Raw genomic sequence first — 26017 nt, 5'->3', positions numbered from 1 at the left:
ATAAACAAATGGAAATAAAAAGTAAATTCGACCATTTTAATATCAATGTCACCAACCTGGAACGTAGCATCGCATTCTACGAAAAGGCACTGGGGCTGAAAGAACATCATAGGAAAGAGTCGTCCGACGGCTCTTTCACTCTGGTCTATCTGACCGACGGCAGTACCGGCTTCCTGCTGGAACTGACCTGCTTGAAAGACCACCCACAAGCCTACGAATTAGGAGAGAACGAGAGTCACCTCTGCTTCCGCGTATCCGGCGATTACAACGCCATACGCCAATACCATAAGGAAAACGGATGGGTATGCTTCGAAAACACAGCAATGGGACTGTACTTTATCAATGACCCGGATGACTATTGGATTGAGGTACTGCCGGAGAAATGATATTTTACATCACTAAAACAACGAAATATATGAGTATAGAAGAAGCGATGATGGGTGGTATTGTCTTCAAAGGCAAAAAGGACAAACCTAAAGAAGAAAACAAGATAAAGACCAAAGCCAAGAAGAAAACCTACATTACCGGGCAACACGGTTCCGCCTCAGCCAAAATGAAAGCAGAAATCCGCCGCAAACGCGCTAACAGACATAAGAAATGATAAATACAGCCTTATTGCCTGCCGACAAGGACCCGATGGGCGCAGCCATAGCCGATTACTTTAAACGGCATAAAGCCGACCGCCTACGCGTGTTCTCTTCACAATTTGATGAGGACGAAATTCCCGTCGAAGAGCTATTCCGCACAGAAAAGCAAATGCCCTTGCTGGAGCGTACTGCTCTGCAAATGGCAACCGGAAGGATTCTGGATGTGGGTGCCGGCAGCGGTTGCCATAGCCTTGCCCTGCAAGAAGCCGGAAAAGAGGTCCATGCCATCGACATTTCCCCGCTTTCCGTGGAAGTGATGAAGCAGCGAGGTGTGCGTAGCGTGTCACAAACCAATCTGTTCAATGAACACTTTGCCGATGAATACGACACTATCCTGATGCTGATGAACGGTTCCGGCATTATCGGAAAGTTGGAGAATCTGCCTGATTTTTTCCGGAAGATGAAGCTGCTGCTCCGGCCTGGAGGCTGCGTTTTAATGGATTCCAGCAACCTGAGCTATCTGTTCGAAGAGGAAGATGGCAGTATTGTTATCGACCTTGCCGGTGATTACTACGGAGAGGTAGACTTCCAGATGCAATACAAGAATGTCAAAGGCGACTCCTTTGACTGGCTCTACATCGACTTCCAAACCCTGAGCCTTTATGCTGCCGAAAACGGCTTTACTGCAGAACTGGTGAAAGAGGGTACACATTATGACTATCTTGCCAAACTATCCCGACAAGGATAAAAAGAAACAAGAAGGCTTTTGACAAGCCTTCTTGTTTCTTTTTATCCTTCTTATTCCGACTATTCAGCCAGCATTCCGTCAATCTCCTTCACCAAAGAAGCAAATTCTTCAGGGTTATACAAACGTGTCAGCTTCACAATACGCCCTTCCTTATCAATCAAGACATTGCGTGTGATACCTGCCTTGCGGAGCGCATACTTCGCAAATATATCCGCTCCCGGGTCCAGACCCAAAGGATAGGTCACTCCGGTTGACTTACCAAAAGCAATCACTTTCTCCAACGGCTCGTCACGGTCGATGCCAATCAGCATAAAATCCGGATTCGACTTATGTTTCAGCCAAATATCCTTCTCAATGAAAGGCATCTCCTTACGGCACACTCCACACCAGCTCGCGGTAAACTGCAACATGACCACCTTCCCACGAAGTCCCGAAAGGGTAATGCTTTTCCCATCCGTCAGCTTCACCGTAAAATCAGGAGCCATCTCCCCCACCTTAACGATGTAGCCGGTACTGTCCGCCACTACATCCTGTGCCTTGCCTGCTATGCTGCACATAGCAAACAGACAGAAAATCAGAAATCCAACTTTTTTCATTTTATTCAATCTTTAATAAGTAAGCTGTAACTATTCAGCGAATGATATTTTATAGAATGGGCAAACAATTCCCTATAACAAAAAACTCCGAAACACTTTTAAAAAGCAGTTTCGGAGTTTTATTCTTGGAGGTACCTGGCAGATTCGAACTGCCGTACACGGTTTTGCAGACCGCTGACTAAGCCACTCATCCAAGGTACCGGTTCTTACAAGAACTCTTTATTTCTTGTTTGCGGATGCAAAGGTAGCACTTTTTTTGAAACTACCAACTATCCGCAACAACTTTTCTTCTTTTTTTTCGTCACTCCACTGCACTCCGCACGCTTCTTATCATACAAATTCTTTAGTTCACAGCCACTTGCACAACTATCACACGGATTACCATTTTCTTTGACCCGATGAAAAAAAGAATAAATACTCATGCCAATCCGCACAGCGCAGAGCAACAACAATAAGGCTACTACCCACTCCTGCCAACTATTCATCATAAAAACAGACCTCCTATCTGATAAATTGCAAAAGACATCAGCCAGGCCAGCGCAGTAGTATAAAGCCCCGCAAACACGGCCCACTTCCAACTGCCCGACTCACCTTTAATGGCTGCCAACGTGGCGATGCACGGAAAATAAATCAGCACAAACACCATGTAGCCGAAAGCCACCAGGGGCGTTATCGGAATGCGTTCGCCCAAGCTTGCGGCATCTGCCTCGGCATCGTCGGCATAAAGCACTCCGAGCGTGCTTACCACCAGTTCCTTGGCGCCCACGCCAGAAAGGATGCCGATGCCCAGCTTCCAGTCGAATCCCAACGGTTCGATGACTGGTTCCATGGCTTTACCAATCCGGCCGATGTAGGAATTTTCCTGCTGTTCCGTCACACTTTCATATTCATCGTGGTTGGGATAATATCCCAATGCCCAGATAACGATGGATGCCACCATAATGATACCTCCCATCTTGCGGAGATACTGCGCCCCCTTCTCCCACGTATGGCGGAAGATGGCCTTGGATGTCGGCATACGATAAGGCGGCAGCTCCATGACAAACGGTGTATCGTCCCCTTTCACCAGGAAGCGGCAGAAAAGACGTGCCATGACCACTGCCAACAGAATGCCGATGGCATAGATTACTAACAGCACAAAGCTCGCATTGTTCGGGAAGAAGGCGCCTGCCAGCAATAAATAGATGGGCAGACGGGCGCTACACGACATCAGTGGGTTAATGAGCATCGTCACCAGACGGCTCTTGCGGTTCTCTATGGTACGCGAAGCCATGATGGCGGGCACATTACACCCAAAGCCCATAATCAGCGGAATGAAGGACTTTCCATGCAAACCCATCTTATGCATAATCTTATCCATGATGAAAGCGGCACGCGCCATATAGCCCGAGTCCTCCATCAAGGAAATGAAGAAATAGAGTAACAGAATATTCGGCAGGAATACAATGACGCCTCCCACACCACCGACAATACCATCCACCAGAAGGTCCTTCAGCGGTCCTTCGGACATGTTGTTGCGTATCAGGTCGCCCAATTCGCCTACCAGCCATTCAATCCCCTGCATAGGATAGTCGCCCAGCACAAAGGTGCCTTCGAACATCAGATAAAGGAAAAGGAAGAAAATGGGATAGCCCCATACACGGTGAGTAACGATTGAGTCTATGATTTGAGTGGTCCGCGACGTATCCTGATGATTGTCCACATAGGTCTCCCGCAGGGCACCGGCTATAAAACCATACTTGGCATCGGTGATGGCCTGCTCGCTCTCCTCGTTCACCACCTCGGCAATCCGTGCCTCTTCCCGGTCGCGGACGGCAAGAATTTCCTTTCCGTTGGGCAGCTCCTCCACAATCTTTTTCAAGTCTTCGTCGTTCTCCAGCAGCTTGATGGCAAGGAAACGTGTGGAATATTTGTGGCGGATGTTCTCATTGACGCTGATGACGCGCTTCACCTCCTCAATGCTACGTTCCAGCTCGGGACCGTGATTGATATGGATATGGCGGTAGAAGCCGCGCGGCTGTTCTATCTCTTCTTTATGGCTGCCGAAGTCATGGTCGGGAACATACTCCTTATGCCAGCTGCGAAGGTCATTCAATATCTCGCTGCGCATCCTGCCTTTATGGTCGAGGAAATCGCCGCCTTCGTAAATATTGATAATCACATGGAACAGCTGTTCGATGCCTTTTCCGCTACGGCTGACCGTAGGCAACATCGGAACTCCGAACAACTGGCTGAGCTTTACATAATCCAGCGTGTTTCCACTGGCTTCCAGCTCATCGTACATGTTCAGTGCAATCACCATGCGCACGTTCATGTCAATCAGCTGGGTGGTGAGATAGAGATTGCGTTCCAGGTTGGAAGAGTCCACAACATTGATAATGATATCCGGCGTTTCATTGATAATGTGCCGGCGGACATAGATTTCTTCGGGAGAGTAGGCCGAGAGGGAATAGGTTCCGGGAAGGTCGACAATACGGAAGTGATAGCCCTGGAAGTCAAAATACCCCTCCTTGGCATCTACCGTAACACCACTGTAATTACCCACATGCTCGTGCGAGCCGGAAGCGATGTTGAAAAGAGAAGTTTTACCACAGTTGGGATTTCCCACCAAAGCCACATTTATGGTTCGGCGTTTGCCGAGGGCCAGTTGCTTCAGCTCATCTTCGCCCAGATGCATGTTTTCGCCCAGCCCCTCGTGGTAATCGGGCTGCACAGCCTGCTCCTTGGCTTCCTGCTCACTGATAATCTCTATCATCTCAGCCTCCTGCCGACGAAGAGAAATCTCATATCCCATTACTTTGTATTTGATAGGGTCACGTAACGGAGCATTCAGCAAGACCTCCACTGTTTTACCTTTAATAAATCCCATTTCCACAATCCGTTTGCGGAAACCACCGTGTCCCAGCACTTTTACGATTACACCTTTTTCACCGGTATTCAATTCGGACAAACGCATAGTCTTTCTGCCTTTCTTTTCTATTTTGGGGACAAAGATAATACTTATGGCTACAAGGTACAAATAATTTAGAATGTTTTTAAATAAGAGACACTAAACAATAATTCCCAGAAGGCAGAACATTATTTCCAGAGATACTAAATCGTAATTTTACCACAGCTTTGTTCTTTTCTTACCACAGCTGTGGTAAGAAAAGAACAAAGCTGTGGTATGCATAAAACACAACTGTAGTAAGATTAGCTTTTAGCAAATACGACCTTAGCCGATAAAGATTTTGAAAATAGATACTTGCAGATATGGCAATAAAAATCGTTTGCACTATCTTTGCACCACTCTATAGTTGAATATGCAGAAGGTAGTACAATACATCGAGCGCCACAAGCTCTTCTCGCCGGACGACAAGATACTTGTGGCACTGAGCGGCGGGGCGGACTCCGTGGCGTTGCTGCGTCTGCTCCTCAGCCTGGGATACACATGCGAAGCCGCCCATTGCAACTTCCATCTGCGCGGAGCGGAATCCGACCGCGACGAGCACTTTGTACGCCAGCTCTGCCTGGAGCACCGGGTGACGCTGCACACCGTCCACTTCAACACGGAGCAGGAAGCAAAGGAACGGCATATCTCCATCGAAATGGCTGCAAGGGAATTGCGCTACGCGTGGTTCGAAAAAACAAGGGAAGCATGCAGTGCAGCCGTCATTGCCGTCGCCCACCATCAGGATGACAGTGTGGAGACATTGCTGCTCAATCTGATTCGCGGTACCGGCATCAACGGGTTGCGGGGCATACGCCCCCGAAACGGACATATAGTCCGCCCCTTGCTCTGTCTGGACAGAAAGGAAATCGTCGGTTATCTGGAAAGTATCGGGCAATCCTACGTGACGGACAGCACCAATCTGCAGGACGAATATACCCGCAACAAAATACGCTTGAACCTGCTTCCCATGATGCAGGAGATAAACCCCTCCGTCAAGGAAAGCATCCTCAAAACGGCAGAGCATCTGGACGATGCGGCCTCTATATATAATATAGGTATAGAAGAAGCCAAACTGCGGGTCAAGACATCGGAAGGCATAAGTATCAACGCCCTGAAGCAAGAAGCGGCATCGGAAACGGTCTTATTTGAGATCCTGCATCCGCTCGGGTTCAACGCCGCACAAGTAAGGGACATCTGCCGGACATTGGACGGACAGCCCGGCAAAGTCTTTGCCACCCCCGGCTGGCGTGTCATCAAAGACCGCGGCTCGTTGTTGATAGAGCCCGTACAAGAAGCCGTAAAGCCCTTATTGGAAATAAAAGAACATCCCTATACACCGGATTTCATGATTCCACGCGACAAAGCTACCGCCTGCTTTGATGCCGACAAACTCCAGCATCCCCTCTCGCTACGCCTTTGCAGGCAGGGAGACAGCTTCGTGCCCTTCGGCATGAAAGGCCGGAAGAAGGTAAGCGACTACTTGACCGACCGCAAGTTCTCCCTTCTGCGCAAAGAACGGCAATGGGTACTTTGCTGCGGAGATGACATCATCTGGCTGGTGGGAGAACGGGCGGACAACCGTTTCAGAATAGACGAAAAAACCCGGAAAGTGCTGGTTGTATCAACCACCGGCCAGTAGCCATCACAGAATGATTCTGTCCTCCTTCTGTTTCTTGAAGCAATCGGAAAGCAATACGGCAAACGGCGTGTCATACGTGCGCGCCTTCTGCGGACAGCCTTTCACACAAGCACAACATTTGATGCATTTCTCTGCAACCGTATTACACTCGTCTCCTTTTATAATGGCTCCTGCAGGACAATGCTTCACGCAATATCCGCAATGCGTACAACGTTCCGCATCTACTTGCGGAGTGCGGGGCATAGGCACCCCACTCTTACGCAACTTGACGACTCTGCGCAAAAAGCGGAGTAACGGGAAGAAAGGCTGGCGCGGACGCTGGATACGGGTCACATCCACCCCATACAGTTTCTCCATATCTTCGGCCGCTGCTATTTTAGCACGTATCTTTTCACCAAAAAGCTTTGCATACTCCAAGTCGTCCGCATCCGGACGTCCGGCCGCCACCGGATATTTCTCACTGCTATAAGAATGCTCGCCTACAAACGTGGCGCCTGCAATTACCTTGAAGCCCAACTTCGTGACAAAAGCATCCAATTCCACCAAAGCCTTCTCATAGGCCCGGTTGCCGTAAACCACCACAACCACGGCAGGTGCACCGTCAGCATGAAGCTTCTTCATTCTCTCCAATGCCAAAGGAGCCACATGACCGCCATATACGGGCACCGTGATGACCGCCAAAGCATGAGAAGGCACCTCCCTTTTACCCGCCGCCTCCAAGGTGAGGTCCACTTTGGAGACAGACGAAATTCCCGTTCCGTGAACAATTGCCTCTCCCACTTGTTTAGAGGTACAAGTAGGTGAAAAAGTTATCAACTGCACTTCATCTATATTCATAAACCAATCCTTCATGTTGTTGTTAATACAGCAAAGATAAAGTTTTAAATTTAAAAAAAAGATGATTTGTTTATGAAACCAAAAATATTTATTACCTTTGCACCGTTGAAACATTCTGCGACTTCTTGCTGTGGCGAGAATTGTTTATCAGATTTCCGGTTCAATAATAAATATCCCATATAAATCATATATCACAAGGTAAACTTGCCCAAGTTGCTTCCTACAACAACTGCAACTGTGCACTTATGCCTTTCAATAAAAGTAAATTTTAAACCATTCACATATATACTGTATGTATAACATCATTCAACTGAACGACAAAAATTTGTCGGAACTACAAACTATTGCCCAAGAACTGGGCATAAAAAAAACAGACTCACTCAAAAAAGAAGAACTTGTTTACAAGATACTTGACGAACAAGCTATCGCAGGCGCTACCAAGAAAGTTGCCGCCGACAAGCTGAAGGAAGAGCGTAAAGGGGAAAAGCAAAAACGCTCGCGCGTCACTGTAAAGACCGTAAAAAAGGAAGGTGCCGACAAAGTGTTCTCAGCCAATAAAAACGGAGACCTCACCAAAGCCAAAACAGAGGAAGTACCGGCTGCGAAAGAACAACCCAAAACTGTGGAAGCACCCCAAGAACCGACCATAGAAGCTGCAACGCCGGCGCCAGCCAAAGAAGCCGCCCCCCCCAAACGCAAACCGGGACGCCCCCGCAAGGTAAAGGAAGAGGCTGCCGCACCCCAAGCAACAGAAACCCCGAAGGTTGCCGAACCAGAACTGAACTTCGAGGCTAAAGCTCCGAAAACAGAACCTCAAGCGGAAGCTAAAAAAGTGGAAGCTAAAAAAGCCGTGAAGAATATCGTACCGGACGAAAGCCCTATTCTGGCCGAGGCGGCAGATGACTTCATCCCCATTGAAGACCTCCCCACAGAAAAGATAGAGTTGCCTTCCGAACTTATCGGTAAATTCGAAGCGACCAAAGCAGAAACTCCCGCAACTCCCACTCCTGCCGTTGCCCCTGCCGAACTGCAACCGCAACAGCCACAACGCCCACGCCTCCGTCCCCGTGACAACAACAACCCATATAATAATAACAACAATAATAACCGTACCGGTGGCTATAACCAGCAGCGCCCCGTACAGCAGCGCCCTGCACAACCGTATAACAACGGAGAGAACTATCCCGCCGCTCCGGAACGCAAACCCGTAATAGAACGCGAGAAAGCGTACGAATTCGACGACATCCTCACCGGAACCGGTGTACTGGAAATCATGCAGGATGGCTACGGCTTCCTCCGTTCCTCCGATTACAACTATTTGTCCTCACCGGACGATATTTACGTATCACAATCACAAATCAAATTGTTCGGCCTGAAAACCGGTGATGTGGTAGAAGGCGTAATCCGTCCCCCGAAAGAAGGCGAAAAGTACTTCCCGCTGGTAAAAGTATCCAAAATAAACGGACGTGACCCGGCTTTCGTACGCGACCGCGTACCGTTCGAGCACCTCACCCCCCTCTTCCCGGACGAGAAGTTCAAGCTTTGCAAAGGCGGATACTCCGACTCTATGTCGGCCCGTGTCGTAGACTTGTTTGCTCCCATCGGCAAAGGTCAGCGTGCCTTGATTGTAGCACAGCCCAAAACCGGTAAGACCATCTTGATGAAAGACATTGCCAACGCCATTGCCGCCAATCATCCGGAAGTCTACATGATTATGCTGCTCATCGACGAACGCCCGGAGGAAGTTACCGACATGGCTCGCACCGTCAATGCGGAAGTAATCGCCTCTACCTTCGACGAACCGGCAGAACGCCACGTGAAGATTGCCGGCATCGTCCTTGAAAAAGCAAAACGCATGGTGGAATGCGGACACGATGTTGTCATCTTCCTCGACTCCATCACCCGTCTGGCACGTGCCTACAACACCGTATCCCCGGCTTCCGGCAAAGTGCTTTCCGGTGGTGTGGATGCCAACGCATTGCATAAGCCCAAACGCTTCTTCGGTGCAGCACGTAACATCGAGGGCGGTGGTTCACTGACCATCCTTGCCACTGCCTTGATTGACACCGGCTCGAAGATGGACGAGGTTATCTTCGAAGAATTCAAGGGTACGGGTAATATGGAGTTGCAGCTCGACCGCAACTTGTCCAACAAGCGTATCTTCCCGGCTGTCAACATCGTTGCCTCCAGCACCCGCCGCGACGACCTGCTGCAAGACAAGCAGACACTGGACCGCATGTGGATTCTCCGCAAGTACCTTGCCGACATGAATCCGATAGAAGCCATGGACTTCGTAAAAGACCGTCTGGAGAAGACCAAAGACAACGACGAATTCCTGATGAGCATGAACAGTTAACAATAACTGCATACAGATATTGTACAAAAGCTTCCATTTACGTCCATAAACGTAGGTGGAAGCTTTTTTATATCCGTTTTTTCATACATAGAAAATAAGTAAAAAGCCCTCAAAAAACAGAATAATATAGATAATTATCAGTGCCCTGACCGGCACTTCCATTCTTTTCGCCCATCCACTGCAAGTCTTCAATAATATTCTGCTTCAAAAGAAGGCAGTTAAAGGGATTTTTTGTACTTTTGCGCCTCAATAAGAGTAATTTGTAATTTAGTAATTGTAATTAGATACTATGTTCGATAATTTAAGCGAGAGACTTGAAAGGTCGTTTAAAATTTTGAAAGGTGAGGGCAAAATCACCGAAATCAATGTTGCGGAAACCCTGAAAGACGTACGTAAGGCACTTTTGGATGCCGATGTGAACTATAAGGTAGCCAAAAACTTCACCGATACTGTTAAGGAAAAAGCCTTGGGACAAAACGTGCTGACAGCCGTTAAGCCCAGCCAGCTGATGGTAAAAATCGTGCACGATGAACTGACCCAGCTCATGGGCGGCGAGACTTCTGAAATAAACCTCGACTCCAAGCCTGCCATTATCCTAATGTCCGGTTTGCAAGGCTCCGGTAAGACAACTTTCTCCGGAAAGCTGGCCCGCATGCTGAAGAGCAAGAAGAACAAAAAGCCGTTATTGGTGGCTTGTGACGTATACCGTCCTGCTGCCATCGAGCAGTTACGCGTACTGGCTGAACAGATTGGCGTACCTATGTACTCGGAACCGGACAGCAAGAATCCGGTAGCCATTGCCCAAAATGCCATCCAAGAAGCCAAAGCCAAAGGCTACGACCTTGTAATTGTCGATACAGCCGGTCGTTTGGCAGTGGATGAGGAGATGATGAACGAGATTGCCGCCATCAAGAAGGCCATCAATCCGGACGAAATTCTGTTCGTAGTGGATTCAATGACCGGTCAGGATGCAGTGAACACCGCTAAGGAATTCAACGAACGGCTCGACTTCAATGGTGTAGTATTGACCAAACTGGATGGTGATACCCGCGGTGGTGCCGCCCTTTCTATCCGTTCGGTGGTAAACAAGCCCATCAAGTTTGTAGGTACCGGTGAAAAGCTGGATGCCATAGACCAATTCCATCCCTCACGTATGGCCGACCGTATCCTCGGTATGGGTGACATCGTATCTTTGGTGGAACGTGCACAGGAACAATATGACGAGGAAGAAGCCAAACGCCTGCAAAAGAAGATTGCCAAGAACCAGTTCGACTTCAACGACTTCCTGAGCCAGATTGCACAAATCAAGAAAATGGGTAACTTGAAGGAACTTGCCTCCATGATACCGGGCGTAGGCAAAGCCATCAAGGATATAGACATTGACGACAATGCCTTCAAGAGCATTGAAGCCATTATTTACTCCATGACTCCGGAAGAACGCAGTAATCCGGCCATTCTGAACGGTTCACGCCGCCAGCGCATTGCCAAAGGTAGCGGTACGAATATTCAGGAAGTAAACCGCCTGCTGAAACAGTTTGACCAGACCCGCAAGATGATGAAGATGGTCACTGGCAGCAAGATGGGCAAGATGATGCCGAAATTAAAAAGATAAGATAATAGCCTATGACACTGATTGATGGAAAAGCAATTTCAGAGCAAGTAAAGCAAGAGATTGCAGCAGAAGTAGCCGAGATAGTGGCTCGTGGGGGTAAACGCCCGCATCTGGCCGCCATTCTTGTAGGACACGATGGAGGTAGCGAAACCTACGTTGCCGCCAAAGTAAAAGCATGCGAAGTTTGCGGATTCAAGTCCTCCCTTATCCGTTACGAGGCAGACGTTACCGAAGAGGAACTGCTTGCCAAAGTACGCGAATTGAACGAGGATGCAGATGTGGACGGTTTCATTGTACAGCTTCCCTTGCCCAAACATATCTCTGAGCAAAAGGTGATTGAAACCATCGACTACCGTAAGGATGTGGACGGTTTCCATCCCATCAATGTGGGACGGATGTCCATTGGTCTTCCCTGCTATGTATCCGCTACCCCCAACGGTATCCTTGAACTGCTGAAGCGCTATCAGATAGAAACTTCAGGCAAGAAATGCGTGGTATTGGGACGCAGTAACATTGTCGGCAAACCCATGGCTGCCCTGATGATGCAGAAAGCTTATCCCGGCGACGCCACAGTAACCGTATGCCACAGCCGCAGCAAAGACCTGGTAAAGGAATGCCAGGAAGCGGACATCATCATTGCTGCGTTGGGACAACCGAACTTTGTTAAGGCGGAAATGGTCAAGGAAGGTGCTGTCGTTATTGATGTAGGTACTACCCGTGTGCCCGATGCCTCCAAGAAATCCGGGTTCAAGTTGACCGGTGATGTGAAATTCGATGAAGTAGCTCCTAAATGTTCATTCATTACCCCCGTACCGGGAGGCGTAGGTCCGATGACCATCGTTTCCCTTATGAAGAATACATTGCTTGCCGGCAAGAAAGCAATCTACCAATAACAACGTAATGAAAACGCTCGTCGTCTTCATGACTGTCTTACTGTATAGCGTAACCCTTTCCTCCCAGGAAAGGATTACGCTATTATTTGTCGGTGACCTGATGCAGCACCAGGCACAAATAGACGCAGCACATGTATCTGAAGGAAAATATGACTACTCCTCCTGCTTCTCCCTCATAAAAGAGCAAATATCCCAGGCAGACCTCGCCATAGGAAATCTGGAAGTCACATTGGGGGGCAAGCCCTATCGGGGCTATCCTATGTTCAGCGCCCCCGATGAATATCTTCAAGCCATAAAGGACGCCGGATTCGATATTTTACTGACAGCCAACAACCACTGTCTGGACCGTGGGAAAAAGGGGATGGAGCGTACCATACAATTGCTCGACTCCTCCGGTATTCGTTACGCAGGCACCTACAAGAATCTGTCGGAGCGCAGGCAACGCTATCCTCTGTTCATCAACAGAAACGGCTTTCGCATTGCTCTGCTCAACTATACTTACGGCACCAATGGTATCAAGGCTACCTCTCCCAATATCGTAAACTATATTGATAAGAATACCATCCTGCAAGATATCCAAAGTGCCAAGGCACGCCAACCAGATGCCATTATTGCCTGCATGCATTGGGGAGAGGAATACCAGTCCCTTCCCAATCGTGAGCAACGCGAGCTGGCCAACTGGTTGCTCCAACAAGGTGTAACACATATTATCGGTTCACACCCTCACGTCATTCAACCGATGGAACTACGTACCAACGGTACCGAACAGCACATCATAGTCTATTCCTTGGGAAACTTCATTTCCAATATGAGCAAGGCCAACACTGACGGCGGCCTTATCTTCACTTTGCAGTTGGAGAAACATCCTCTCCCCCAACCCATCCGTCCCTCTTACAGCGGTCAGAATCAGACGCCCCTACCAGACTCCAATCCTCTGCCTTTTCCATACTGTCGTGTTTCCTATTGTGGATATAATCTGGTCTGGACCGGCCGGCCGGAACTTACTAAAGAAAAAAATTACATTCTTTATCCTGCCAGTTTTCCTACAGAACATTTAACTCTGGAAGCTCGTAAACACCTGGAAATCTTCATCAAAAGCTCTCGAAAGCTGCTCCAGCAACACAATATAGATATCTACGAGAAGAAAAAATAATGCAGAAATCTCAAAAAATTTCGTCTCATTCTTTGCAATATTAAAGATTATCCCTATCTTTGCACCGCATTTAAGAAATGCACTAACATGGTGGCTGTAGTTCAGTTGGTTAGAGCGTCAGATTGTGGTTCTGAATGTCGTGGGTTCGAGTCCCATCTGCCACCCGCAAAGAAGAGGAAATTCGAAAGAATATTCCTCTTTTTTGTTATTGTCCAAACAATTCCCCCCAAAGGGAGGCAACGTGGAATCAATGTAAAAAATTGTAGGGATACTCCTCACAGAGTATCCCTACATCATAGGAAGGAATCAATTACCTAAACCAGTTCTTGTACAAAAGAGTTTACTTTCTCAAAATGTTCAAAATAGCTGGAAACTTATTCCGATATTTTGCATTCTGTATCAATCACACTTAATAGCACTTCCTTCCTTACTTTATCAAGCCAGTGATAAGATAACCCGTTATCACCTTATAGAAATAAGAATACAAAAGAAATATTTCATCTTTCAAAAAACATTCTATACCAACACTCTACTATTTTCGATTTCCGTCATGCAAATATAACCCTTTTTGTTTATACGAAAAGCAAAATCAGTTATCTTTGCAAAGATGAAACTCAATTAAACATGAAAATTCTTTGGATAGACCTCAATAGCTCGTATGCACACTCTTCGTTGGCACTCCCTGCACTGCACGCACAAATAGCAAAGAACAATTCCGTAAAATGGGAAATCGTATCTGCCACCATCAATGAAAACGTAGGAATGATTGTCGACGAAATATACCGGCACCAACCCGACATCATTGCCGCAACGACATGGTTGTTCAACCACGAACAACTGTTGCACATCACGGCGAGATTAAAAGCATTGCTTCCCAATAGCTGCTTCATCTTGGGCGGACCTGAATTCTTAGGAAACAATGAAGACTTTCTGCATAAAAACCCTTTCATCGACTGTGTATTCAGGGGAGAGGGAGAAGAAGCATTCCCCCAATGGCTGTCTTGCTGGAACCAGCCGGAAAAATGGGACAGCATTCCGGGGCTTTGCTATATGAATCCTCAAAAGCAATATATAGACAACGGCATAGCCCGTGTACTCAACTTTTCCCGACTCGTACCGCCGGAAAACAGCAGTTTCTTCAACTGGAGCAAACCATTCGTACAACTGGAGACTACCCGAGGGTGTTTCAATACATGCGCATTCTGCGTCAGCGGTGAAGAAAAACCGGTGCGCACACTGTCCATTGAAAGTATCCGTGAACGCCTTCAAATTATCCACAGTCATGGAATAAAAAACGTACGCGTCCTCGACCGGACCTTTAATTATAATCCGCGCCGTGCTAAAGAATTACTGCAACTTTTCCTGGAATTCAACCCGGACATATGCTTTCACTTAGAAATACACCCTGCACTATTATCCGAAGAGCTGAAAAATGAATTGAAAAAGCTACCTAAAGGATTGCTCCATCTCGAGGCCGGTATTCAAAGCCTGCGCGAACCGGTCCTCCAGAAAAGCCGTCGGATGGGAAGCCTGGAGGACTCACTGCAAGGTCTTCGTTTCCTATGTTCCCTACCCAATATGGAAACACACGCCGACCTCATTGCCGGCTTGCCTCTATACCGCCTATCCGAAATATTTGAAGATGTGCGTACACTTGCCGGATACAATGCCGGCGAGATACAGCTTGAATCCCTGAAGTTACTTCCCGGCACAGAAATGAGAAGAAGAGCGGAAGAACTAGGCATCCGATATTCTCCTCTCCCCCCTTATGAAGTGCTTCAAACAAATGAAATCAGTGTCAACGAGCTTCAAACAGCCCGGCAACTGTCACGTCTTCTGGATGGATTCTATAACACAACTGCTTGGCAAGCCATCACCCGCAAGCTGATTCTGGATGACAACGACTTCCTACGTCGCTTTCTGGAATTTTTAATCGATAAAAATCTTATAGACCAGCCCATGAGCCTGGAAAAGCGAGGCCTCGTACTCTATGAATTCTGCAGTATGCATTATCCGGCCTATAAAATCATGGTCACCATTGCCTGGATAGAGGCAGGCATGTCATTAAAGAAAAAACCAGCAGAGAAAGTCAAGACCAAGCGCCAGATGCCACCGGAATATTGGGAAGTCATCTATGGAAACTACAAAGAAAGCCTCCGCTTATGTTTTCTACCCATTGACGACAATACCCAAAATGGTTATTGGTTCGGCTTCGAATCGGAAATACAAAAAGCAGAACCAGTATTCAAAGCCAAAGGAATAATGGAGAGGTATCAAAATACACAATCACCGCAGATTAACACAGATAAAAGTTCTTGATTATCAGAAATTCTATAGCAATCTGTGTAACCTGCGGCGAGTTATGCCCTCATTTCTTCTCCTATCCGCAGTGGAAATACTTCTCGACCAGTTTCAGCATCTCCTCCGGACTGTCCTGTATCTCTGCACGCAAGGTTCTATCCTCGTAAGAACGCAGTTTGGAAATAACCCCATCAACCATTGCAGGACTGAACACATGATATTGCTCAAAGACAGCACGCTGTCTTTCCAAACAATCGGCAGAAGCGGCACAACTGTCAGGAAGCTGTTCCAGTTGTTTCAACTTATCTTCATTTTCTTTCTTGTGGATATTTACATTGACATATGTTTTTTCTGCAATTCCTAAAGCATCGTCTATCTCAAATCCATAACGGCAAGCTACAGCAAGTCCGGCAATCAATTGATACAAATCGGCCGAACCGTCAGGCGAACGCATTTCCACCGTCTGTTTCTGTGTAGTATCATAATGACTTGGGGTCTCCAACGGATTTGCCAACATGCACATATCCGTTTTTGCCGACCAGCCCAACGGAACGCGTACCAATACCGAACGGTTGCGGTCGCCCCAGCAAATGTTGGTCGGTGCTTCCTGATGAGGAACCAGACGAAAATAGGAAGTAGGATTTGTATTACCGAAAGCTGTAATGGAAGAAGCCAGCTTCATCATGCCCGCAATGGCCTTACGGGCTGTTTCAGAAAGTGCCCCATCTTTCAGCATCTGGTTCTGCCCGTCCTTCATGATACGCATATGTATATGTAATCCGGAACCGGCTTTTCCTGCCGTGATTTTCGGTGCAAAAGTAATGTTATATCCATACTGGCTAGCCAGATTACGAATAACCCATTTTGCTATCACCAGTTGGTCAGCAGCCTCCTCGGCACGCACCGGCAGGAATTCTATTTCATTCTGCTCATAAATCTTATCGTCCAGCGTAAAATTACCGACTTCAGAATGCCCATACTTTATCTGTCCGCCTGCCTGCGCAATATATGACATACATTCCGTACGGAAATCATTGAACTTGGCATAAGGGGCCGATTCGTGATAACCACGCTGGTCGGTAGCCGGGAACAATCCGTCATTTTCAGAAATGACATAATATTCCAATTCTCCCATAGCCTGAAATTCCATCCCCGTAACCGTAGTGAATGCCTGACATGCCTTACGCAGGGTATATTCCGGAGAACTTTCCAGCGGTTCACCATCCTTATTGAAATAAGAACAGAGCATTGACAGTGTGGGCAATTCAGAAAAAGGGTCTATAAAAGCGGTCCGGAAACGCGGCACTACATACAAATCACTGCTACCGGCCTCTATAAACGGAAACAAGCTGGAACCATCTACGCGTTCACCACATGTAAGTATGGCATCAAGGTATGCTTCATTATTGATGACAAAGTTCAGTGTCTTCAGTCTCCCGTCTGCCGCAGGATACATGAAGTTCACCATACGAATGTCGTTCTCCTTTATATAGGAAACAATGTCTGCTTTCGTAAATTCGGAAGCCGGTTTTTGAAGGGCAGCCACCAATAGATTGGGGCTCATGGATAATTCCTGGTTCATAATACGCTGATTGTTTTTAGTTTTCTATATGGTTAACAAAACACATGCAATTTTCTGTCACAATAAAAAACTGCTGTTTCGCAAAGATACTAAAAGTTGTATCAGAAAAAAAACAAACAACCTAAATCTTATCAGTGAGCCTCAACCTTTTCCGTCGTATCCCCACTTCACGTAAATAGCTCCCCAGGCAAATCCTGCTCCGAATGCTGTAAAAATCAGTTTATCCCCCTTTTTAAGCTTATCCTCGAAATCCCATACACACAACGGAAGCGTGCCGGCACTTGTATTTCCATACCGTTCTATATTGACCATTACCTTTTCGGGAGATACTCCCAAGCGTTGCGAAACTGCAGTAATTATACGCATGTTTGCCTGATGGGGAATCACCCAGTCAATGTCCTCCTTCGTCAAGTGATTCCTCTCCATGACCGCCTCACAAGCATCCGCCATATTGGCCACAGCATATTTAAAGACTGTACGTCCTTCCTGATAAATATAATGCATCCGATTGTCCAGTGTATAGTAAGATGGAGCACATACGGAACCTCCTGCTTTGATATGTAAAAAGGGCAGACCTTTCCCGTCTGTTCTCAATACGGCATCCATTACTCCCATATCTTCCCGGGTGGGTTCCAGCATGAAAGCGGCAGCACCGTCACCAAAAATCGGACAAGTGGCACGATCGGTATAATCAATCACCGACGACATTTTATCAGCCCCTACTACAATGACCTTCTTGTATTTTCCCGAACGGATAAAATTGGCTCCAGTTTCCAATGCATACAAAAAGCCACTACAAACAGCCTGCATATCAAAAGCAAAAGCATTCTTAAGCTTTACTCTCTCACATAATATGGATGCTGTTGAAGGAAAATGATAATCGGCCGTTGTAGTGGCCACAATCACCAAATCAATATCATCAGGATTAGATTTTGTACGTTGCATTAATTGTTTTACAGCTTTACGGGCCATAAACGAAGTCCCCAATCCTTCTTCGTGCAAGATACGTCTTTCCTTTATACCGATACGCCCCATTATCCACTCATCTGTCGTATCTACCATTTTGGATATTTCTTCATTGGTCAGAATATAGTCAGGAACATACCCTCCCACTCCCGTAATTACTGCATTTATTTTCTCCATTAATTCTATCTAGTTTAGTATTGGAATCGGCTCAAAGATAATATTCTTAAAACGCCGAGCGCAAATATACTGAAAAGAGGGTAAAATCCAATAAAGGAAGAACAAAAAGACACTCCCGACAAACTATCACATGGATATACAAAAAAAATCAACTGTCCTTTTTCTATCATTCTTTTGTCAATTTTGTATCAATGAGTTTGAGCAATACAGACTAAATTTGCATAATAAAATGTATCGGGTATTTAAAGAGCAAGTAACTAATCAAAAATACATACAAATAAAATTAACATAACATTTTTATATCTTATGAAACAAAACCGCTTAATTAGCATTGGGGCTTTCATTTTAGTGCTTGCACTTTCAGGCCTTATGACAGGTTGTATGGAGAAAGACGTATACGACCCGAATCGTGAAAAAGAACCTCTTCCTGACCCGGATAAATATTTCGGCTTTGAGATGCGCAGTGATGTCCGGCTTTCTGTCAACTATGACATTTACGGGTTTATTCCTTTGATAGAAATTTACGGTGAAAATCCGATGGAAACAGTGGAAGGTACGCCGATAAAGAAAGAGGGTATAGAAGCCTTGTTCAAAACCTATACCGACAACAGCGGTAAGTATGAGGGAAAAATGCAGCTTCCTACCTATCTTAATAAAGTTTATTTATATACTGCGACATGGGGATTGCCGGGATGCATAGAACTTGAAATTAAAGACAATGCTGTCATTTTTGACATGTCGGCAAAATCAAATCCTAAAACAAAGTCTGTCACTCGCGCTTCGTCTGATGTACCTTATTTAGTAAACAAATCCCAAAATCTATACTCACTGTGCTATTGGGGAGAAGGAGGTCAGCTGAACAGCCAATATATGACAAAGGAAAAAAATATTGGTAATGAAAGTATTTTGGATTTGACAGACCGGATGAAAACATTCTTCAATAAAGGAGGACAAGACAATTCAAAATTACTTGGTAATGGAAAAACTATCAATATTTCGATAAAGGAGGACAACACCGCATTGAATCTCATTTTTCTCAATCGAAGTGCAAGTTATAACAATACTTTCGGATATTATTTTTATAAAACCGGAACGTCCGTCGATGTAGACCAAGTGAGGAAATACATTATATTCCCCAATGTGTCTTTTGACTGGTATGGCGGCCAAATATTGATTTTAGAATCCGGGAATAAAGTTCGTCTGCTTTACTTCGATGAAGACGGCCAAGCCCATGATACATTCCCAGCAGGATATACAGTAGGCTGGTTTCTTTATGCCGACGGTTTTAAGAACGGTTATGGAAATAATTTAGAAGATTATCTTAAATTGCCTGATTTATATAATCCATACAATTCAAATCTTCGCACTTCCAATCCCCAAAACAACATGTCGGCCTTTGTCTCTGTTAAAGACCAAAAAAGCGGCAAGACGATTCTTGGAGCAGAAGATGGTGTAAATCAAAGCTACTGTGACCTTTTATTTTATGTAGATGCTACTCCGGGAAGTTCTATTGACGATCCTGAAAGGCCGTCTATTCCCGATGAAGGTGATAAAGAAGAACCCAAACCCGATGAAGATGAAAATGTTACCGGCACACTGGCATTCGAAGATATTTGGCCTTCCGGTGGCGATTATGACATGAATGACGTAATTGTAGAATACGAACGCAAAGTCTATTTCGACAAAAAGAATATAGTAACGAAGATCGTTGACGAATTCACTCCGGTACATGATGGCGCTACATATGTTAACGCATTTGCCTATCAGATAGATGCAGCACAAATTGGCGATAAAATCACTTTGCCGGAAGGTGCAATATTGGAAAAAGAGACTTCGTCCATTATCGTAATGTCCAATGCCAAACAGAATATAGGCAATAAATATGTAGTCACCAGAGAATTCAACGGTTCTTTCCTAAAGAATCAGCTATTGTCCTATAATCCATACATCATCGTAAAATATTCACAAGGAGAACAGAATCGCACAGAGGTTCATCTGCCCAAACACAAAGCTACAGCTTATGCCAATCAGTCATTGATTGGCAGCAATGATGATGCTTACTATATCGACCGTAAAGGAGCATATCCATTTGCTATCGATATACCGATGCTAGGGTTTACCCCGGTAACAGAAAGGAACAGAATTGACAGCCAATATCCCGGTTTTGCTACATGGGCAAAATCAATGGGAAATGACTGTAAGGATTGGTATAAAAAATAACAGAACAAAAGACAATGAATCATGTGTGGAGTGCCCCCTTATTCGGACGCTCCACCTGTTTTTTTTTGAATTATTGCATATTGACTTGGAGAAATATTATATTCTGCCATGAAACACCTGGAAAAATAAGAAGGATTGGAATAGCCTACCATATACATTACTTCCGATACAGTGAATCTGCCTTGTAATAAAAGTGTAGCGGCTCTTATCATCCTAACACGCCGAATAAGGCTTACTGGAGTAACCCCCGTCAACTGTTTAATCTTTCGATACAACAGTTTTCGATTCATTCCCAACAGTTGACAGAGCATAGCAACATTAAACTCTGTATTTTCCATATGCTCTTCCAACACTGAAACAAGCTTGTTAAGCCAAATTCGTTTCAATTCCAGTTGTCTGTTTTCCAATGGTTTGCATGAATCCATTTTCTCCAATTTTAATATTCCTTCTAAGATCTGTTTGGCTTGTAGTGAGTCCATACCAACTTGATTTTGCAAAGCCTGCAGTTCATTTTTATCTGGTAAAGACACAATAATATTAATTAAGACTCCAGTATCATTTTCCTCACATCTTATGTCAACCTGGCCTTGATATAGATTAACAAATTTGGGAATTAAATGTAACCCCACAAGAGCGATTATTTCATCTATTATTTTAAGATATTCTTTCATATCTTTCTTGCCTTTTGGTATAAGTACAAATTATCCAAATATCAGACAAACATTCTCTCACGGTATTCTGACGGAGTAGTGCCTGTATGCTTACGAAAAAAACGTGTCATCGTAGAATTCGATTGAAAATTAGTTCGTGAAACCACTTCCTTTATTTCAAGATTGGAGTCTTTCAATAAGACTTTTATCTCAAGTATGGTATATTCCACAATCCACTCTTTAGCCGAACGACCAGTATTATCTGTTATTAACATTGTCAGATATTTAGGTGAGATACACATCTTATCTGCATAAAATGCCACATCACGACTTATAGTATGATACTCTATAACCAAATAAAAGAATTCAAAAACCTGCTTCTCTTTACGTACAAACTTCACGGAAGCCATAGCCTTGGGGTTACTCTTATAGCCCACATACAAGTCCCAATAATAAACCCTCAATAAATACATCACCGATTCCCTCCTAAGAAAGGCACAAGATAAATCTACACGGTATGACAATATATGACAGAAATGAACAAAGCGCTTATACTCTTCTTCACTGAGCGGAGAGCTATAATATTTCCTCATATAGAAAAAATAGTCAAGTGTAAGCCTACCCAGCCCATTAATGGTATCCATAAACAATTTCTTTGGTACTTTAAAGAAAATAACGGCAAAGTCTGTACTGATTTCGGTTATACTTGCCAACTGATAAGGAAAAATAGTTATCAAATCATTCTTCACAACCCTGCGTTTATTAGAAAACACATTAAAAAGAGCAGAGCCTCCGGTACAAACTCCATTTATCCCTTCTTCTAGATATGTCGGAATCCCGTCAAGAGGCAAATCAATTACCTTTGTATAAATATTGAACTCCTCTAAATCAAACACACCACTTGAAAAAGGCCTATTATCTTTTGTAGCTTTTACCATATTTGTTTTAAATATTATGCTAAGTTACAAAAGAAAATCATTTTTAGATTATTTGTTCTAAAATTGCACATATATACTGAAGTTCAGTCAAAACTAAAGTATAAATTCTTATTCTATAAAGGGCTAAATAATATCCGATAGGGCAGAGATAATGGAATAAAAAAAGTCCCACAAATCGTTGAATTTATGAGACTTACCTATTCATTATCCAGTTAGTTCAGCGGAGAGACAGGGATTCGAACCCCGGGTGCCTCGCAGCACAACGGTTTTCAAGACCGCCGCAATCGACCACTCTGCCACCTCTCCAAAACTTCTTTTTCAGAAGTACTTTTCTTTTAAAGCGGTGCAAAGATACAAATCATTTTTTATTCTACAAACTTTTCTGCACAAAAACAGAGCAATTATACCAAAATTCTTGTTTATACCCACTACGGAACGAACATAACGGCATTTAGGCTATTTGTTGAAATTTATCAAGGGCAAGACAGAGTTTTATAACTTACTGGCTATCAGTATATTTACAAAGAGCCACATTCAGTATACGATTGAACCCTATTCAGTATACGACTGAATGGCATTCACTATACGACTGAATTAGGTTCAGAATACGACTGTTCCTTAAACCTACATCATTTGTAAATAATGCAGATTATTATTCGGTTCTTGTTTCAATTCATAAACCACATATAAAGAAAGTATTAACATCTCTACTCCCCCGGACATTCACTACCTAATAATAGTTATTTTATGCTGTTCAACATAAAAAGAGAAGTATCTCTTATAAAATTACGGAATTTATTCAGTATTTTTGCGCGCTCTAAAGGATAACATTATCTAACCTACTAACAAAAACAAATATTATGGAATTGAACAAAACCTTTACCAATGGGCTTTGGAATAAAGAAATCAATGTCAGTGATTTCGTCAGTAAAAACATCGCACCCTATACCGGGGATGCATCTTTCTTGCAGGGACCTACCGAACGTACCAAACGTATCTGGGACATCTGTCTGAAGGCTCTCGAAGAAGAAAGGAACAACAATGGCGTCCGTTCACTGGACAATACCACCGTATCTACCATCACTTCTCATAAAGCCGGGTATATTGATAAGGACAATGAACTTATTGTCGGTTTGCAGACTGATGAACTGTTGAAACGATCCATCAAACCTTTCGGAGGCATCAACGTGGTAGCAAAAGCATGCCGTGAAAACGGAGTGGAAGTGGACGATAAAGTAAAAGACATCTTCACCCATTACCGCAAAACACATAACGACGGCGTATTCGATGTATATACCGAAGAAATCCGTTCCTTCCGCTCACTGGGATTCCTTACCGGATTGCCCGACAACTATGCCCGCGGACGTATCATCGGCGACTACCGCCGATTGGCTCTCTACGGCATCGACCGTCTGATTGAAGCCAAGCAGGAGGACTTGCGCAACCTCACCGGCCCGATGACCGAAGCACGCATCCGTCTACGCGAAGAAGTGGCAGAACAAATCAAAGCTTTGAAGGACATCAAGGTTATGGGCGAATATTACGGACTCGACCTCAGCCATCCGGCTACATCAGCTCAAGAGGCCGTGCAATGGGTATACATGGCATATCTTGCTGCCATCAAAGAGCAGGACGGAGCAGCCATGTCACTGGGTAACGTATCTTCGTTCCTCGACATTTTCATCGAATACGATTTGGCTCACGGCAAGATTGACGAGACGTTTGCACAGGAACTGATAGACCAGTTCGTCATCAAACTACGTATGGTACGCCATCTGCGCATGCAGTCGTACAATGATATCTTTGCCGGCGACCCGACTTGGGTGACCGAAGCCATCGGCGGACGCTTCAACGACGGACGCGTGAAGGTCACCAAGACTTCTTTCCGCTTTTTGCAGACGCTATACAACCTCGGTCCTTCTCCGGAACCGAACTTGACCGTATTGTGGAGTCCCGAACTGCCGGAAGGCTTCAAGGATTTCTGCGCCAAAGTTTCTGTAGATACCAGCTCCATCCAGTACGAAAACGACAACCTGATGCGCGAAGTGCGCAACTGCGACGATTACGGCATTGCCTGCTGTGTATCCTACCAAGCCATCGGCAAGCAAATCCAGTTCTTCGGCGCACGTGCCAACCTTGCCAAGGCCCTGCTGCTTGCCATCAACGGTGGCCGTTGCGAAAACACCGGAACTGTCATGGTGAAAGGTATTCCCGTATTGACCGGCGAGACACTGAAGTTTGAGGAAGTTATGGCCAACTACAAGAAGGTACTGACTGAAATAGCCCGTGTCTACAACGAGGCCATGAATATCATCCACTACATGCATGATAAGTATTATTATGAGAAAGCCCAGATGGCATTCATCGATACCGACCCACGCATCAATCTGGCATACGGTGTTGCCGGCCTTTCCATCGCCATAGACTCACTGTCCGCCATCAAATATGCCAAAGTCACTGCACGCCGCAACGAAATCGGCCTGACCGAAGGTTTCGACACCGAAGGCTCATTCCCCTGCTTCGGCAATAATGACGACCGTGTGGACCACCTGGGAGTAGACCTCGTTTACTATTTCAGCGAAGAACTGAAAAAGCTGCCTGTCTACAAGAATGCCCGTCCCACCCTTTCCTTGCTGACTATCACCTCCAACGTGATGTACGGCAAGAAGACCGGTGCCACTCCGGACGGACGCGCCAAAGGTGTTGCCTTTGCTCCGGGTGCCAACCCAATGCACGGACGTGACAAGAACGGTGCCATCGCTTCCTTGAGCTCCGTAGCCAAATTGCGCTACCGCGACTCGCAGGACGGCATCAGCAATACGTTCTCCATTGTTCCCAAATCACTGGGCCCGACACCGGAAGAACGTGTAGAGAACCTGGTAACCATGATGGACGGCTACTTCACCAAAGGTGCCCACCATTTGAACGTAAACGTACTGAACCGCGAAATGCTGGAAGATGCCATGGAACATCCTGAAAAGTATCCGCAACTCACCATCCGCGTTTCCGGCTATGCCGTGAACTTCGTGAAGTTGAGCCGCGAGCATCAGTTGGAAGTCATCAGCCGTTCATTCCACGAAAGAATGTAATATGATAAATGTACACTCCTACGAAAGTATGGGAACATTCGACGGGCCGGGTCTCCGGCTCGTCGTTTTCCTGCAAGGATGTCCGTTCCGTTGTCTGTATTGTGCCAATCCGGATACGATTGATGTAAAAGGAGGCACTCCCACCACTCCGGAAGAGATTCTGCAAATGGCTATCAGCCAAAAGGCATTCTTCGGGAAGAAAGGAGGTATTACTTTCTCCGGCGGTGAGCCTACCCTGCAAGCAGAAGCGCTGATTCCTCTTTTCAAGGAGCTGAAGGCGAACGGCATCCATATCTGTCTGGACAGTAACGGAGGCATCTGGAATGAAAAGGTGGAAGAGCTCTTTAGTCTGACTGACCTCGTGCTGCTGGACATCAAGCAATTCAATCCCGAACGCCACCGTACGCTGACGGGACGAAGCAACGAACAGACACTCCGCACCGCTGCCTGGCTCGAAGAACATGAACACCCCTTCTGGCTGCGCTATGTACTGGTCCCCGGTTACAGCGATTCGGAAGAAGACACCCGCCTGCTGGGTGAAAGTCTTGGCAAATACCAGCAGATACAACGGGTGGAAATACTTCCTTATCACCGTCTGGGTGTTCACAAATACGAAGCCATGGGATGGGATTACAAATTGAAAGAAGTGAAGGAAAATACTCCGGAACAACTGGAACGGGCAGAAAAACTGTTCAAAGAGTATTTCACGAATGTGATAACCAACTAAAACAGAAAAGCAAG

20 protein-coding genes and 3 tRNA genes are annotated in these 26017 nt (G+C 45.6%); 13 read left to right on the top strand and 10 right to left on the bottom strand.

The genetic code is table 11. The features are described 5' to 3' along the window. Positions 1-8 precede the first annotated feature (8 nt). Genes DWY57_RS16075 through DWY57_RS16065 form a run of 3 tightly spaced genes read left to right on the top strand, consistent with a single transcriptional unit; the run spans position 9 to position 1335 of the window. Entirely contained in the window at positions 9-386 is a 378-nt protein-coding gene (locus DWY57_RS16075) for a VOC family protein (RefSeq protein WP_119962068.1), read from the top strand. Positions 387-415: 29 nt separating this feature from the next. Beyond that, positions 416-601, top strand: a complete 186-nt coding sequence (locus tag DWY57_RS16070) for a hypothetical protein (protein WP_008664928.1) — start codon at positions 416-418, stop codon at positions 599-601. Continuing rightward, on the top strand, positions 598-1335 hold the full coding sequence (locus DWY57_RS16065; RefSeq protein WP_119962067.1) for a class I SAM-dependent methyltransferase: 738 nt from the start codon (positions 598-600) through the stop codon (positions 1333-1335). Before DWY57_RS16070 ends, DWY57_RS16065 begins: the two co-directional genes overlap by 4 nt. A 59-nt stretch (positions 1336-1394) precedes the next feature. On the opposite strand, the gene DWY57_RS16060 is transcribed toward DWY57_RS16065, so the two are convergent. From DWY57_RS16060 to feoB, 4 genes are all read right to left on the bottom strand, one after another. Continuing rightward, a complete protein-coding gene (locus DWY57_RS16060) occupies positions 1395-1931 on the bottom strand; it encodes a TlpA disulfide reductase family protein (RefSeq protein ID WP_119962066.1) in 537 nt (178 codons plus the stop codon). Positions 1932-2057: 126 nt separating this feature from the next. Further along, a tRNA-Cys gene (locus DWY57_RS16055) sits at positions 2058-2132 on the bottom strand. 68 nt (positions 2133-2200) lie between these two features. Next, positions 2201-2419: a hypothetical protein gene (locus tag DWY57_RS21405; protein ID WP_016274282.1), complete on the bottom strand. Its 219-nt coding sequence runs from the start codon at positions 2417-2419 to the stop codon at positions 2201-2203. Next, positions 2416-4887 carry a ferrous iron transport protein B gene (gene feoB / locus DWY57_RS16045; protein ID WP_119962101.1) on the bottom strand — a complete coding sequence of 824 codons (2472 nt, stop codon included), beginning with the start codon at positions 4885-4887 and terminating at the stop codon, positions 2416-2418. The genes DWY57_RS21405 and feoB overlap by 4 nt, the downstream gene beginning before the upstream one ends. A gap of 346 nt (positions 4888-5233) precedes the next feature. Here feoB and tilS point away from each other — a divergent pair, with 346 nt between their 5' ends. Then, a complete protein-coding gene (gene tilS, locus DWY57_RS16040; protein WP_119962100.1) occupies positions 5234-6502 on the top strand; it encodes a tRNA lysidine(34) synthetase TilS in 1269 nt (422 codons plus the stop codon). A gap of 3 nt (positions 6503-6505) precedes the next feature. On the opposite strand, the gene DWY57_RS16035 is transcribed toward tilS, so the two are convergent. Beyond that, positions 6506-7339, bottom strand: a complete 834-nt coding sequence (locus DWY57_RS16035) for a 4Fe-4S binding protein (protein ID WP_057089127.1) — start codon at positions 7337-7339, stop codon at positions 6506-6508. A 292-nt stretch (positions 7340-7631) separates the two neighbouring features. Here DWY57_RS16035 and rho point away from each other — a divergent pair, with 292 nt between their 5' ends. From rho to DWY57_RS16005, 6 genes are all read left to right on the top strand, one after another. Then, positions 7632-9695, top strand: a complete 2064-nt coding sequence (rho, locus tag DWY57_RS16030) for a transcription termination factor Rho (RefSeq protein ID WP_119962065.1) — start codon at positions 7632-7634, stop codon at positions 9693-9695. Between the two features lie 289 nt (positions 9696-9984). After that, complete coding sequence (gene ffh / locus DWY57_RS16025; protein WP_117965352.1) at positions 9985-11307, top strand: signal recognition particle protein; 1323 nt, start codon at positions 9985-9987, stop codon at positions 11305-11307. An 11-nt stretch (positions 11308-11318) separates the two neighbouring features. Further along, positions 11319-12200, top strand: a complete 882-nt coding sequence (gene folD, locus DWY57_RS16020) for a bifunctional methylenetetrahydrofolate dehydrogenase/methenyltetrahydrofolate cyclohydrolase FolD (RefSeq protein ID WP_009038180.1) — start codon at positions 11319-11321, stop codon at positions 12198-12200. A 7-nt stretch (positions 12201-12207) separates the two neighbouring features. Next, entirely contained in the window at positions 12208-13353 is a 1146-nt protein-coding gene (locus DWY57_RS16015) for a CapA family protein (RefSeq protein ID WP_119962064.1), read from the top strand. Positions 13354-13443: 90 nt separating this feature from the next. Continuing rightward, positions 13444-13517 (top strand) — tRNA-His (locus DWY57_RS16010). 460 nt (positions 13518-13977) lie between these two features. Then, the gene (locus DWY57_RS16005) at positions 13978-15672 is read left to right on the top strand and encodes a DUF4080 domain-containing protein (RefSeq protein WP_119962063.1); all 1695 of its coding nucleotides are present in this window, start codon (positions 13978-13980) and stop codon (positions 15670-15672) included. 61 nt (positions 15673-15733) lie between these two features. Here DWY57_RS16005 and DWY57_RS16000 read toward each other — a convergent pair whose 3' ends face one another. Both DWY57_RS16000 and DWY57_RS15995 read right to left on the bottom strand, forming a co-directional pair. Beyond that, a complete protein-coding gene (locus DWY57_RS16000; RefSeq protein WP_005832480.1) occupies positions 15734-17236 on the bottom strand; it encodes a glutamine synthetase family protein in 1503 nt (500 codons plus the stop codon). Between the two features lie 141 nt (positions 17237-17377). Beyond that, the gene (locus DWY57_RS15995) at positions 17378-18379 is read right to left on the bottom strand and encodes a beta-ketoacyl-ACP synthase III (RefSeq protein ID WP_005831570.1); all 1002 of its coding nucleotides are present in this window, start codon (positions 18377-18379) and stop codon (positions 17378-17380) included. Between the two features lie 306 nt (positions 18380-18685). Between DWY57_RS15995 and DWY57_RS15990 the strand changes: the two genes are divergently transcribed. Next, complete coding sequence (locus DWY57_RS15990) at positions 18686-20599, top strand: LruC domain-containing protein (RefSeq protein WP_005832484.1); 1914 nt, start codon at positions 18686-18688, stop codon at positions 20597-20599. A 38-nt stretch (positions 20600-20637) separates the two neighbouring features. On the opposite strand, the gene DWY57_RS15985 is transcribed toward DWY57_RS15990, so the two are convergent. From DWY57_RS15985 to DWY57_RS15975, 3 genes are all read right to left on the bottom strand, one after another. Then, positions 20638-21270, bottom strand: a complete 633-nt coding sequence (locus DWY57_RS15985; protein ID WP_005831576.1) for an AraC family transcriptional regulator — start codon at positions 21268-21270, stop codon at positions 20638-20640. Between the two features lie 41 nt (positions 21271-21311). Then, positions 21312-22187 (bottom strand): helix-turn-helix domain-containing protein, encoded by an 876-nt coding sequence (locus DWY57_RS15980; protein ID WP_005832488.1) that lies wholly within the window; start codon positions 22185-22187, stop codon positions 21312-21314. Between the two features lie 221 nt (positions 22188-22408). Continuing rightward, positions 22409-22493: transfer RNA gene (locus tag DWY57_RS15975), tRNA-Ser, on the bottom strand. Positions 22494-23047: 554 nt separating this feature from the next. On the opposite strand from DWY57_RS15975, the gene pflB reads away from it, so the two are divergent. After that, on the top strand, positions 23048-25276 hold the full coding sequence (pflB, locus tag DWY57_RS15970) for a formate C-acetyltransferase (RefSeq protein WP_005832491.1): 2229 nt from the start codon (positions 23048-23050) through the stop codon (positions 25274-25276). A gap of 1 nt (position 25277) precedes the next feature. Further along, a complete protein-coding gene (gene pflA, locus DWY57_RS15965; protein ID WP_005831659.1) occupies positions 25278-26003 on the top strand; it encodes a pyruvate formate-lyase-activating protein in 726 nt (241 codons plus the stop codon). Positions 26004-26017: the final 14 nt, after the last annotated feature.

The organism is Bacteroides sp. AF25-5LB (genome assembly GCF_003602965.1).
GTDB classification, from domain to species: Bacteria; Bacteroidota; Bacteroidia; order Bacteroidales; family Bacteroidaceae; genus Bacteroides; species Bacteroides uniformis.
Note: the sequence above shows the minus strand (reverse complement) of the source record. Positions and strands in the feature narration are given on the sequence as shown.